Below are 12,491 nucleotides of genomic sequence, written 5' to 3' on the forward strand. Positions count from 1 at the left end.
CTTGATGACCATCAACAGTTTCGAATTTCGCACCGTGCCGGCTATCCAAGTCGAATGGTCGGGCGCGCAGCATCTCGGCCAGCGCCTGGGCGACCGCTTCGCGGCGCGGCGCGCGTTTCTCGTCACCGATGCGGGGCTGGTGAAGGCCGGGCTGATCGCTCCGATCGCGGCCGATCTCCAAGCCGCCGGCTTCACCGTCACGATCTTCGACGCCGTGGTGGCCGATCCCCCGGAAGCCGTTCTGCTGGACGCCGTGGCAAAGGCCAAGGCGGCGGCTTGCGACATCGTGGTGGGGCTCGGCGGCGGCTCCTCGTTGGACGTGGCCAAGCTCGTGGCCGTTCTCGCGGTGTCCGAGCAGCCTCTCTCGGAGCTTTACGGTATCGGCAACGTGAAGGGCTCGCGCCTGCCCCTCGTCTTGGTGCCGACCACGGCGGGCACGGGATCGGAGGTGACCAACATCTCCATCCTCACCACCGGCGAGACAACCAAGATGGGCGTCGTCTCGCCCCAGCTCTATGCCGATTACGTGCTGCTCGACGGCGAGCTGACGGTCGGCCTGCCAGCGATCCACACGGCCGCCACCGGCATCGACGCCATGGTCCATGCGATCGAGGCCTATACGAGCCGGCACAAGAAGAACCCGCTCTCCGACGCGCTCGCGCGGGAGGCGCTGCGCTTGCTCGGCGCCAATCTCGTGGCGGCCTGCCGCGACGGCTCCAACCGCGCGGCCCGCGAGGCCATGCTGCTCGGCGCGATGCTGGCGGGGCAGGCCTTCGCCAACTCGCCGGTCGCGGCGGTCCATGCGCTCGCCTATCCGCTGGGCGGCCATTACCACATCCCGCACGGGCTTTCGAACGCGCTGATGCTGGGGCCGGTGCTGCGCTTAAACGCGGCAGCCGCAGCGCCACTTTATGCCGAGCTGGCCGATGTTCTCGGCGTGCCGGGCGCGGGCGATGCCTCCGCGCGCTCCGACGCTTTCGTTGCCGCCATGCAGACGTTGATGGACGAGAGCGGCGCGCCGCGCCGCCTGCGCGATGTCGGCGTCACGCAAGACAGCCTACCTCTTCTGGCGTCCGACGCCATGAAGCAGACGCGGCTTCTCGTGAACAATCCAGTCGAGGTCACGCAAGCCGACGCGCTCGCGCTCTACACCGAGGCGTTTTGACGCCTTTCTCCAACACCCATACACGGTCTCCAGGGAGGAAATGAATGACGGACATCCGGCTCTACATGCTTCAGTCGGGAACGCTGAAGTGCAAGGTCCACAACATCAAGATGAACCAGGGCAATGGCGCGGATTACGAGATCCCCGTTCCCTTCTTCCTGATCACCCATCCCAAGGGGCATACGATCATCGACGGCGGCAACGCCATCGAGGTGGCCACCGATCCGCGCGGCCATTGGGGTGGCATCTGCGATGTCTATTGGCCGGTCTTGGACAAGGACCAGGGCTGCGTCGATCAGGTCAAGGCGCTGGGCTTCGACCCCGCCGACGTGCGCTATGTCGTGCAGTCGCATCTCCATCTCGACCACACCGGCGCGATCGGGCGCTTCCCCAACGCCACGCATATCGTCCAGCGCTCGGAATACGAATATGCCTTCACGCCGGACTGGTTCGCTGCGGGCGGCTATATCCGCAAGGATTTCGACAAGCCCGGCCTGAAATGGCAGTTCCTGAACGGTGAGGCGGACGATTATTACGACATCTATGGCGACGGCACGCTGACCACGGTCTTCACGCCGGGCCATGCGCCGGGACACCAGTCCTTCCTCGTCCGCCTGCCGCAGTCGAAGCCCATGCTGCTCACCATCGACGCCGCCTATACGCTCGACCATTGGGACGAAAAGGCGCTGCCGGGCTTCCTCGCCTCGACCGTGGACACGGTGCGCTCGGTCCAGAAGCTGCGCACGCTCGCCGAGCGAACGGGCGCGACGGTTGTGACGGGGCACGACCCGGACGCCTGGCCGACCTTCAAGCACGCGCCCGACTACTACGCCTGACCGGCGAAGCATCGGGCTGACCCGCCGCGTCGCCCTCCCGTTTTGGGGGGCGATGTCGTTTGACGGCAATGACCGTCTCACGGCTGCATTCAGCCGAAGCGGCGTTCCAGTGTGGCGAGGACGCCCGTCTCCGCCATGTCGGACACCGCCTCTCGAAGCGCGGCGGCGAAGCTGTCGTTCTGCATGAGATCACGGCCGAACACGGCTTCGAAGCCGAGAAAGGCCGAGGCTTCCTCAGCGGGCGCGAGTGGCTGTTTCGGGCGGCTGGTCCAAGCCATCAGCGCGGGATCGCTGATCGGATAGGAGGTGCCCGCGTCGTTGACGCCGCCGCAGGATCGGATCCAGGCGGCAAGCGCGCAAGTTAGCGCCGCGACGCTTTCGCCCCGCGCCAGCCGCTCGCGCAGCGGCGCGACGAGGCGCTGGGGCACTTTCAGCGAGGCGTCGGTCGCGATCTGCGCGGTGCGATGCGGCAGGGCCGGGTTGGAAAAGCGCGGCAGCAGCGCCTCGCGATAGGCGCGCGCGATGGCAGGGTCGATCGAAAGCGTCGGCTCGGCCTCGGCCCAGAAGCGCGCCAGATACGCTTGGACGGCCGGATGCCGGACGGTTTCCGGCACGGTCTCGAAGCCCGCCAGCCGCCCGATCGCGGCAATCGCGGTGTGCGCGCCGTTCAGAAGCCGCAGCTTCATATGTTCATAGGGCTCGACATCCTCGACGAAGCGCACGCCGCTCGCCTCGAAAGGCGGGCGCTCGCCGGCGAAGCGATCCTCGATGATCCAGTCGAAGGCAGGCTCGGCCAGAACCGGCCAGGCGTCGTGCAACCCTGTTAGCGCGCCGATCGCCTCGCGGTCGGCCTCTGTCGTCGCGGGCACGATCCGGTCCACCATGGACGAGGGGCAGGCGATCTCGCGCTCGACATAGCGCCCGAGCGCTTCGTCCTTCTCGGCGGCGAATTCGCGGAGAACGCGGTGCAGCATCTCGCCATTCTTCGGCAGGTTGTCGCAGGAAACAAGGGTGAGCGGCGGCGCGCCGGCCCGCCGACGACGGTCGAGCCCGGCCGCGAGAAAGCCCAGCACTGTGGAGGGCACGGCGCCGGGGCGAAGATCGGCCGCGATGCCTGCATCCGCCCGGTCGAGCCCGCCGGTCGCGCGGTCGATGCCATAGCCCTTCTCGGTCACGGTCAGCGTGACGATTTTCACATTCGGATCGGCCAGCGCGGCGACGAGCGCCTCTGGATCTTCGGGCGCGACGAGGATGCGCAGGAGCGAGCCGATGACGCGCGCCTCGACCTTGGCCCCGTCCCTGAGAGCGAAGGTGTAGAGCCCGTCCTGGGGCGCCAGCGCGTCGCGCGTTTCGGGCGAGCGCAGCGAGGCGGCGACCACGCCCCATCCCACGTAGCCCCGCGCCAGGGCGTCGTCGGCGAAGACGGCCTGATGCCCGCGATGGAACGCGCCGAGGCCGAGATGCACGATGCCCGCCCGCGCCGCGCCCCTCTCATAGGCGACGCGCCCGATGCCGGGCGGCAGAAGCGGCAGCGTGGCATCGGACAGGCGGGGGCGGTCGGTCATGGCGATCTCGGCAGGATGAAGGGAAAGGGCGGCAGGCGAGGGCGCTCAGCCGAATTCCATGCCGCCATTCATGTCGATCACCTCGCCGGTGATGAAGCCGGCGAGCGGCGAGACGAGGAAGGAGACGGCATGGGCCACTTCCTCAGGCTGGCACAGGCGGCCGACCGGAATGGCCTTGCGCTGGCGCTCCAGCGCCTCGGGCGTCAGCTGATCGAGGATCATGGGCGAGACGACATAGGCGGGCGCGACGGCATTGGCCGTGATGCCGGAGCCCGCCAGCTCGCGCGCCAGCGAGAAGGTGAGCCCGACCAGCGCCGTCTTGGACACCGAATAGGCCGTGCCGGCGGTGAGCCCGCCCGACTTCCAGGCATAGGACGAGATATTCACGAGCCGGCCCCAGCTCTTGGCCTTCATGCCCGGAACGAAGGCCTGCGACAGAAGCAGCGCCGCGTCGAGATTGACCGCCATCAGCGCGTGCCAGTGCTGGAGTGTCACGGCGTCCAGCTTGTCGGGCGAGAGGATGCCGGCATTGTTGACGAGAATGTCCACCGTGCCGAAGCGCTGGAGAATGGACGATGCGCCCGCTTGAACGGCTTGCGGGTCGGCGAGGTCCATGGCGAAGCCCTCGGCCTCGACGGGAAGCTCGGCGCACAAGGCGGCAAGGCTCGCGGCCTCGCGGTCCACCAGCGCCAGACGCACGCCCGAGGTAGCCAGCGCCTGAACGATCGAGCGCCCGATGCCGCCACACGCGCCCGTGACCACCGCCACCTTGCCGTTGAGTTCCATAGGCTCGCGCCCTTCCTGGTTGGATGAGGTCAAGGTTCGAAATGCCGACGTTCCTCGTCGGGCATGTGTTCGAACAGGATGAAGATCTTGTCGAGATGGGCGGTGAGCGCCGCCTCCGCCGCGTCGGCATCCCGCGCGCCGAGCGCTTCGCCGATGCGCCGATGCTCCTCCACCACGACGGGCAGGCGCTCCGAATTGCCGGAAAAGCGGATGAAGCGGGTGAGCTGCGCCTTGGTCGCCAGAATATGCGGCCAGACACCCTCGCGCCCGGCCTCGACGGCGATCAGCTGATGGAAGCGTTCGTCCTCGCGGTGGAACCCGTCCACGTCGCCCGCCGCGATCGTCTCTTCCTGCGCGCGCAGGATGGCGCCAAGGCGCGCCCCGGCCTCCGGCGTCCAGCGCTTGGCGGCCTCGCGCACCAGCGCGATCTCCAGCGTGCGGCGCACGAAATGGCTGTCATGAATGCCGCCGATCTTGATGCGCGACACGAAGCTGCCCTGCTGGGGGAAGACATCCACCAGCCCTTCTTCGGACAGGCGCTGGATCGCGGCGCGAACCGGCGTGCGCGACACGTCGAACTGGCGGCAGATCGAGTTCTCGCTGATCGCCGCGCCCGGCGTCAGCGACACGTCGAGGATCGCCTTGCGCAGCGCGGCATGGACCTGATCGGCCACCGAGCCGCGCCGGTCGAGCACCAGCGCGAGTTGGCCCAGGCCGCCATCCTGCGGCGCGCCCGAGGGCCGTTCCGCGACCTGTTGGCCGGCTGTCGAGCGCGTCATGTGAAAATCCCGTTGCAGCTTGGATACAAGGATACTAGGATTGCAGAGTGAGATGCAAGCCGGTTCGGTGGGCTCTGGGAGGCCGGAGTGGAACGGGGCAGCGACCAAGAGACGTCAGGGAGATCGATCATGCGCCATTTCAATCGCTGTCTCATGGGAGCGGCTTTCCTTCTGGGCTGCGGCTCGGCCGCTTTGGCGGCCGACGATAGCCGCATCGGGCTGGTGCCGGGCGGCCCTCATCCGTATTTTTCGGCCTGGGATCAGGCGGCCAAGGACGCGGTGAAGGATTTCGGTCTGGCCGGCGCGGACTACAAGGTTCCCCAGAAATGGGAGCTGAGCCAACAGAACCAGCTGCTCGAAAGCATGTTGAGCCAAGGCTATAACGGCTTCCTGATCTTCCCCGGAGACAGCGTCGGCACGGCCTCGACGGTTTCCGAACTGGTCGGCAACGGCGCGCCCGTCGTCACCGGCGCGGGCTGCCTGAAGGACCCGTCGGAAGCCGCCTTCTGCCTCGGCACCGACACCGGCAACTCGGCCTATCTCGGCACCAAGGAACTTCTGAAGGTTCTGGGACCGGGCAAGCGCATCGCGCATTTCACCGGATTCCTGGTCGATCCCAACACCCAGCTGCGCATCGACGCGGTGGAAAAGGCGGCCAAGGAGGGCGGCGCGACCGTGGTTCAGGTCATCGCCGATATCGACGCGCCCGAGCCCGCCGAAGAGAAGATCAACGCCTATCTCGCCGCGCACGCGAGCGAGGTGGACGGCATCGTGACTACCGCCTGGGTGCCAGCCGTGGTCGCCTCCAACGCGCTGCGCAAGATCGGCGACAAGCGCATCAAGATGGTCGGCATCGACCATGACGAGGTGGTGCTGAAGGCGATCAAGGACGGGTTCGTGTCGGGCACCATGCTTCAGAACCCCTATGGCCAGGGCTATATCGGCGCCTTCGCGCTCGACAAGCTGCGCAACGGCTGCACGGTCAAGGCCGACGCGCCGTTCAAGAGCAACGCCCTGACATCGAAGTTCATCGATTCCGGCACGATCTTCGTCGCGGCCGATCAGGTGGATACCTATGTCGATGCCATGCGCGACAAGACCAAGACGCTGCTCGCGGACTTCGCGACCACGTATCTGACCTGTCCCTGAGGTCAGTGCTCCGGCGGGCGGGGGGCGAATGTTTCCGCCTACGCCCGCTTTCTGATCGGGGTTGATGACAGAGCGCTTAGGTCGCCGAAGCGCGTGACGCCCTCGGCGCGGATGGCGGCGGAGGTTTGGTGAACGCGCCGCCGCCCTCCCGCTCCAAAGCTCCCAGCCGCTTTCGCCCCCGCCTTCCGGCGCGGCCCCGCCTCCCATCGGCGCGGAGGCCGCCCGCCGACCGAACGAATTTTTCGCAGGAGCCACGCGATGACTCTCGACGACGCCAAGGCCTTGAGCCCCGGAAGACCGCGAACCGGCCCCGGCCTGCTTCTGTCCAACGAGTTCGGCCTTCTCGTCCTGATCCTCCTGTTCGGCTTGGGGTTCGCGAGTTTCGCCAACGGCTTCTTGTCGCCCTTCAATCTTTTTACCCTCGGGCGCACGGCGGCGGTCGGCATCGTGATCGGCCTGTCCATGATGGCCGTGATCGTGACGGGCGGGTTGAATCTCGCGGTCGGCGCGATCGGCGTCTGCGCGGCCATGAGCTTCGGCTTCGCGGTGGAGCGTCTCGGCCTGCCCTGGCCGCTGGCGGTTCTGGTCGGGCTCGGCACCGGCGCGGCGCTCGGCTTCGTCAATGGCTGGACCGTGGTGCGCACGGGCCTGCATTCCTTCATCATCACGCTGGCGACGATGAGCATCTTCTTCGGCGCGATGATCTATCTCACCCGCGCCGAGTCCTTCCGCCAATTGCCGCCGGACTTCCTCGCCCTCGGCCGCGCCAAGATCGCGGGCTCGGTCTCGCCGCTGCTTCTGGTGACGCTCGCGGTCATGCTGGCGCTCGTCTATCTCTATCGCTTCACCGCGCTCGGGCGCGAGATGCTGGCGGCCGGTGCGCGGCCGGAAGCCGCCGAGCTGTCGGGCGTGCGGGTCGGGCGCGTCTTCATTCTCTGCCATGTCCTGTCGGGCGTGCTGGCGGCCGTCGCCGCCCTGATGCTGGTCGCGCGCAACGGCGCGGCGATCCCCTCCATGGCCGGCCAGCTCGGGCAGGACTGGCTCCTGCCAGCCTTTCTCGGCCCCGTGCTCGGCGGCACCCTGCTCAACGGTGGTAAGGTCTCTGTCACCGGCACGGCGCTCGGCGCGCTGCTCGTCACGCTTCTCACCAGCGGCCTGCTTCTCCTCCAGCTCGGCGAATTCTGGATTCAGTCCTTCCTGGGGCTGCTGCTTCTCTTCGCCGTGCTGATCGACAAGTCCCGCCGCTCCTTCCTCGCGCGGAGGAATCTCGCATGAGCCTGTCTGCTGCCTCACCGCAAACCGCGGCCTCGCGCCTCCTGCGCGCCGACTGGTTCGGCCCCGCCGCCGTGCTCGTTGCGACCATGGGTATCGCCGGCGCGCTGGCCCCGTCCTTCCTGTCGCCGCTCAACATTCAGGTTCTGCTGCTCGCCGTCGCGGTGAACGCGCTGATCGCCTTTTCGCAGATGATCATCATCGCGATCGGCCAGATGAACCTGTCGATCGGCGCGATCGGGGGGCTCGCCGCCATCACCTTCGCCGGGCTGATGGACCAGTTCGGCGTTCCCGCGCCGCTGGCCGCGCTGGCGGCGCTGGCGCTCGGCCTCGGCTGCGGTCTGCTCAACGGGCTCTTCATCAACTGGACCGGCATTTCCGCCTTCGTCATCACGCTGGCGAGCCTGTCCATCTTCAAGGGCATCAATCTCGGCATCACGCGCGCCGAGCCCTTCTACGGCGTGGCCGACAGCGTGAAGAGCTTCGGGCAGGCGCTGCTGATCGGCCCGGTGCCCTGGCTCATGGTGCCGACCATCCTCGCCGCGCTCGGCCTCTGGTATGCGCTCTCGCGCCTGCCGATCGGCCGCTTCATCCTGGCGGTCGGCGGCAACAGCCACGCCGCCGAACTGTCGGGCGTCTCGGTCGGGCTGACGGTGACGGTCGCCCATGCGGCCTCGGGGTTTCTGGCCGCGCTCGCCGGCGTTCTTCTCGTCGCGCGGCTTCAGATCGGCCAGCCGACCATCGGCGACGACTGGCTGATCCTCTCCTTCGCCGCGCCCGTGATCGGCGGCGCGGTGCTCTCGGGCGGGCATGTCAGCGTCGCGGCGACGCTCTTCGGCACGGCCATCGTCGCCGTCATCACGCAGCTTCTGGTTCTCTTCAACTTCGACCCGTTCCTGGTGCAGATCGTGCTCGGCGCGATGATCCTCGCGGCGGTCGGGCTCAATCGCCTGCGCGAAGCGCGCCTTGCACGGGCTCTGAAAGGGGGCGCACGATGAGCGCGGTGTTCGAGGCGCGCGGCGTCGAGAAGTCCTTTCCCGGCGTCAAGGCGCTGAAGGGCGTCTCGCTCTCGCTGGAAACCCATTCCATCCACGCGCTGCTCGGTGAAAACGGCGCGGGCAAATCGACACTGATCAAGATCATCACCGGCGTTCACCGGCCCGATGGCGGCGCGCTGCTGCTCGACGGACAACCCGTCAGCTTCGGCAATCCGCGCGAGGCGATCGCGAACCGGATCGGCGTCGTGCATCAGGAGCGCAATCTGATCGGGCGTTTCTCGGTGGCCGAGAACATCCATCTGGAACAGATCGCGGGCTTTCTCGTGAAGCCCGTGGACTATGCCGCCCTGAACGCCCAAGCCGAGCGCTGGCTGGAGATGCTCGGCCTCGACATCGACCCGCGCACGCCCGTCTCGCGCCTCAGCGTCGCGCAGATGCAGATGGTGGAGATCGCCAAGGCCCTGTCGTCCCGTTCGCGCGTCCTGCTCCTGGACGAGCCGACGGCTTCGCTCACCTCCAACGAGACCGACCGCTTGTTCTCGTTCCTCAAGAAGCTGCGCGACGGCGGGGCGAGCCTCGTCTTCGTCAGTCACAAGCTGGAGGAGGTGCAGGAGATCTGCGACCGCGTGACCGTGCTGCGCGACGGGGAGAATGCCTGCCCCAGCCGCTCCATGGAGGGCATGGGCCGGCAGGACATCGTGCGCCTGATGATCGGGCGCGCCGAGCGCGAAGCGCCGCGCCGCGCCGAAGCGACCCAGCGCCGCACGGCTGCTCCGCTCCTGCGCCTTTCGGGCGTGTCCACCGCACTCGGCCATCGCGACATCGACATGGAGGTACGGCCGGGCGAGATCGTCGGGCTTTACGGGCTGGTCGGGGCGGGGCGCACGGAACTTGCCCATTGCATCATCGGCCAGTCCGCCATTACGGCCGGAACGGTGGAAGTGGCCGGCGCGCCCGTTCAAATCTCGCATGTCTCGGAAGCGATCCACCAACACGGCATTGGCTATGTCAGCGAGGACCGCAAGGGCAACGGCCTCGTTCTCGCCCATTCGGTTCTGGACAATGCGGGTATCGCGATCTGGCGGCGGCTGGCGGGGCGTTTCGGCTTCCTGACGGATGGGCGCGTGCGCGAGGCCGTCGAGCCCTTCATCACCAAGCTGGAGGTGAAGACGCCGAGCCTGTCGCAGACGGTCGGCAATCTGTCGGGCGGCAACCAGCAGAAGATCAGCGTCGCCAAATGGCTGGCGGCGGGCGTTCGCATCCTGATCGTCGACGAGCCCTCGGTCGGCATCGACATCAAGACCAAGGCCTATCTGCACGATCTCCTGCGCGAACTCGCCGATGCCGGCACGGCCGTGATCGTCATCACCAGCGACATGCCCGAGATGATCGCGGTGGCCGATCGTATCCTGGTGATGGACGCCTATCGCCTGCGCGGCGAGGTGCCGAATGACGGCGACTATTCGCGGATGAGCGAGGCGATCATGGGGCTGATCCACCGGGCCGAGACCGCGCCGGGCGTCGCGGCGTAGACGAGCGCGTGGGCCGACCCGGACGACCACGGCCTATCGCAGCTTGCCCTTGCTGGACCATGTCGGAAGGCCGGATCGGTCTTTGCCGCGCTCGACCTGCGCCGAGCGCACGCCGGGGCGCGTGGCGAGAACGGACGTGCGGCCGCGAATGGCTTGCGGCGCGACACGCACGAGATGCAGGAGGAGATCGTCTTCGCCATCCGGCCCCAGCGTCTGGGTGATCCGCTTGATCTGGCCGTTGCGCACGCGCAGGCACGTCTTGATGTCATGCAGCGACAGGGCGTCCCGATCGGCCTGGATATGCACGAAGCAGGCTTGCAGCCTTGTGCGGTACATGTCCTCCAGCGGCTTGATGCCGGCAAGGATGATGAGGATGATGGCGGTCGCCATGAAGGCCGCCACATAAAGGCCGCCGCCCGCCGCGAGCCCTAGCGCCGCCACCGCCCAGATACTGGCGGCCGTGGTCAGGCCGCGAACGACATTCCCTTTCAGAAGGATCGCGCCCGCGCCGAGGAAGCCGACGCCCGAGACGACCTGCGCGGCGATGCGCGAGGGATCGAGCGTGACATGCTCCATGGCGGTGGCGTTCTGGAAGCCATAGGCCGAGACGATCATGATCAGGCAGGCGCCGACGCAGACCAGCATATGGGTCCGGATGCCCGCCGACCATAACAGCCGCTCGCGCTCCAGTCCGATCAGGCTGCCGAGCGCGGCGGCCGCGAGAAGCCGCAGGAGGATGTCGCCGTTCGAAATCATACCTGGCTAATGGTCACGGGTTCGTGAGGTTCCGAGCTCGGCGCTCAGGGGAAGAGCTTGTGCTTCTCCCACTCTCCCAGCGGGATCGGTGTCTTCGAGATGACGTCGTAATGGAGGTTTTCGACCTGGAGGCGATCCGGCGTCACCGCGCACCGGAAGCGAAGCCGGAACCACTGCCCTTTGTCCCGGAAGGCTGCGCCGTCGGCGCGCAGCGAACGCCCGTCGATCTCGCCGCGCGAGAAGGCGTCCATCATGACGCGGTCGACATTGCGATAGGCGGTCTCGCGGGAGATGCGGTCTTCGAGCTTCAGAAAGCAGACCTGGATCATGCGGTCGGTGGGGGTCAGCTGCTTCATCTCAGCCAGCTCCCGCGCGCTCAGCGCGTAGGCCGGGGAGAGGCTGATCAAGAGAACGAAGCCAGTCAAAGCGAATGCCGAACGGACGGTTCGGCCGGCAAGAGCGGAGTTTGAAGTCATCCGCTTTAATAAGCGAGGCAAAGCAATAGGGGCAACCCCTCGCCGTTCCAACACAGCGCGAGAACAGGGCCGCGTCGCCCCGCCAGCCGCGTTCCCGGGCAGATCGAGGCGAGGAATGGGTCGGTACGCAGCATTTTGTTGCTGCGCGACAGTATAGTTTTCCAGAATTCAGATGATCGGAATGTCACTTCTACAAATTAACTTTAATGGAATGGTAATGAAACTGCGTGCTCACGCCGATGTTATTCCCTCGAACTCGATGACCACGGAATTTCTGGTCGCAACGGAGTAACCACGGGTTCAAGTCATTCCATAGGAGAAGCACGATGAAAGCGTATCAGGTTGTTGCCGCCCTTCTGCTCGCCAGCACCGCCGTTGGGGGCGCTTATGCGGCCGACCAGTCCGCCAAGGCCGAGCCCGCAGCCGTTGTCGCGGCGGAGAAGACGGCGGACAAGGATGTCGGCAAGCTGTCGGCCGATGGGGCCCAGGCCTTCCGGGATATGCATGACGCGCGGCTGGCCATCTTCAATGCCGATCCGAAGGACGCCAAGACCCTGATCGCCAAGGCCGAGAAGGCCATCGACAAGGCCAAGACCGACGATGCCGTGTTCTGGAAGGCCGAGAACAAGCTCGACGCCAAGTTGAATCAGATCGCCGAAAAGACCAAGGGCTCCGCCAAGACCGCGACCGACGACGTGACGCAGGAGGTCGCCTGGTTGCCGATCGACGGTCAGCTCGTCTTGGGCGAGGATTTCGTGGCGACGCCCGAAAAGGCCGCGGCCATCAAGAAGGCCAACGAAAGCGTCCAGAAGGGCGACCGCAAGGCCGCGCTGGAAACGCTGAAGCTGGCCGATGTGAATGTCGGCTTCTCCATGGCGGTGCTGCCGCTGGACAAGACAGCCCATGACATCGGCGAGGCGGCCAAGCTGATCGACGGCGGCAAGTTCTATGAGGCGAACGCCCTTCTGAAGGGAACCGAAGAGCGCATCCGTTTCGATGTTCTGGATGTGAACGCCGTGCCGGTCGCGCATCAGGCCAAGGCGACGACGGCCGACACGAAGGAAACCACGTCTTCGACGGTTGCCACCACAACCAAGTAAAGTTCCGCCTCGCTCCAGGGCGGCTGACAAAGAGGGCGCGTCCGCCTCGCGCTCTCCTGAAAACCGCTCTCGTCAGC

Annotated in this window: 12 protein-coding genes; 7 read left to right on the forward strand and 5 right to left on the reverse strand. The window is 66.7% G+C overall.

Annotation, left to right across the window (positions count from 1 at the left end; all coding sequences use genetic code 11):
• The first annotated feature begins 4 nt into the window (after nt 1-4).
• The gene (locus NS365_RS02365; RefSeq protein WP_058598683.1) at nt 5-1,165 is read left to right on the forward strand and encodes an iron-containing alcohol dehydrogenase; all 1,161 of its coding nucleotides are present in this window, start codon (nt 5-7) and stop codon (nt 1,163-1,165) included.
• Nucleotides 1,166-1,209: 44 nt separating this feature from the next.
• Nucleotides 1,210-2,001 carry an AttM family quorum-quenching N-acyl homoserine lactonase gene (gene attM, locus NS365_RS02370; RefSeq protein WP_058598684.1) on the forward strand — a complete coding sequence of 264 codons (792 nt, stop codon included), beginning with the start codon at nt 1,210-1,212 and terminating at the stop codon, nt 1,999-2,001.
• Nucleotides 2,002-2,090: 89 nt separating this feature from the next.
• Here attM and NS365_RS02375 read toward each other — a convergent pair whose 3' ends face one another.
• The 3 genes from NS365_RS02375 to NS365_RS02385 are packed head-to-tail and all read right to left on the reverse strand — an operon-like array spanning nt 2,091 to nt 5,131.
• A complete protein-coding gene (locus tag NS365_RS02375) occupies nt 2,091-3,566 on the reverse strand; it encodes a mannitol dehydrogenase family protein (RefSeq protein WP_058598685.1) in 1,476 nt (491 codons plus the stop codon).
• Between the two features lie 45 nt (nt 3,567-3,611).
• A complete protein-coding gene (locus tag NS365_RS02380; protein ID WP_244493489.1) occupies nt 3,612-4,385 on the reverse strand; it encodes an SDR family NAD(P)-dependent oxidoreductase in 774 nt (257 codons plus the stop codon).
• Nucleotides 4,382-5,131 (reverse strand): GntR family transcriptional regulator, encoded by a 750-nt coding sequence (locus tag NS365_RS02385; RefSeq protein ID WP_058598687.1) that lies wholly within the window; start codon nt 5,129-5,131, stop codon nt 4,382-4,384. Before NS365_RS02385 ends, NS365_RS02380 begins: the two co-directional genes overlap by 4 nt.
• Nucleotides 5,132-5,260: 129 nt before the next feature.
• On the opposite strand from NS365_RS02385, the gene NS365_RS02390 reads away from it, so the two are divergent.
• From NS365_RS02390 to NS365_RS02405, 4 genes are all read left to right on the forward strand, one after another.
• Nucleotides 5,261-6,280: a sugar ABC transporter substrate-binding protein gene (locus NS365_RS02390; RefSeq protein WP_058598688.1), complete on the forward strand. Its 1,020-nt coding sequence runs from the start codon at nt 5,261-5,263 to the stop codon at nt 6,278-6,280.
• A 258-nt stretch (nt 6,281-6,538) separates the two neighbouring features.
• The gene (locus NS365_RS02395; protein WP_058598689.1) at nt 6,539-7,555 is read left to right on the forward strand and encodes an ABC transporter permease; all 1,017 of its coding nucleotides are present in this window, start codon (nt 6,539-6,541) and stop codon (nt 7,553-7,555) included.
• The gene (locus NS365_RS02400; RefSeq protein WP_058598690.1) at nt 7,552-8,550 is read left to right on the forward strand and encodes an ABC transporter permease; all 999 of its coding nucleotides are present in this window, start codon (nt 7,552-7,554) and stop codon (nt 8,548-8,550) included. Before NS365_RS02395 ends, NS365_RS02400 begins: the two co-directional genes overlap by 4 nt.
• Nucleotides 8,547-10,082 carry a sugar ABC transporter ATP-binding protein gene (locus NS365_RS02405; protein ID WP_058598691.1) on the forward strand — a complete coding sequence of 512 codons (1,536 nt, stop codon included), beginning with the start codon at nt 8,547-8,549 and terminating at the stop codon, nt 10,080-10,082. The genes NS365_RS02400 and NS365_RS02405 overlap by 4 nt, the downstream gene beginning before the upstream one ends.
• A gap of 33 nt (nt 10,083-10,115) precedes the next feature.
• Here the strand turns inward: NS365_RS02405 and NS365_RS02410 are convergent, their stop codons facing one another.
• Together NS365_RS02410 and NS365_RS02415 are read right to left on the reverse strand one after the other, a co-directional pair.
• Nucleotides 10,116-10,838, reverse strand: a complete 723-nt coding sequence (locus NS365_RS02410) for an MgtC/SapB family protein (protein ID WP_082684364.1) — start codon at nt 10,836-10,838, stop codon at nt 10,116-10,118.
• Between the two features lie 44 nt (nt 10,839-10,882).
• Nucleotides 10,883-11,194: a DUF930 domain-containing protein gene (locus NS365_RS02415; protein ID WP_192843797.1), complete on the reverse strand. Its 312-nt coding sequence runs from the start codon at nt 11,192-11,194 to the stop codon at nt 10,883-10,885.
• Between the two features lie 446 nt (nt 11,195-11,640).
• Here NS365_RS02415 and NS365_RS02420 point away from each other — a divergent pair, with 446 nt between their 5' ends.
• The gene (locus NS365_RS02420) at nt 11,641-12,414 is read left to right on the forward strand and encodes a YfdX family protein (protein WP_058598693.1); all 774 of its coding nucleotides are present in this window, start codon (nt 11,641-11,643) and stop codon (nt 12,412-12,414) included.
• Nucleotides 12,415-12,491 lie beyond the last annotated feature (77 nt).

This window comes from Aureimonas ureilytica (assembly GCF_001475935.1).
Taxonomy (GTDB): domain Bacteria; phylum Pseudomonadota; class Alphaproteobacteria; order Rhizobiales; family Rhizobiaceae; genus Aureimonas; species Aureimonas ureilytica_A.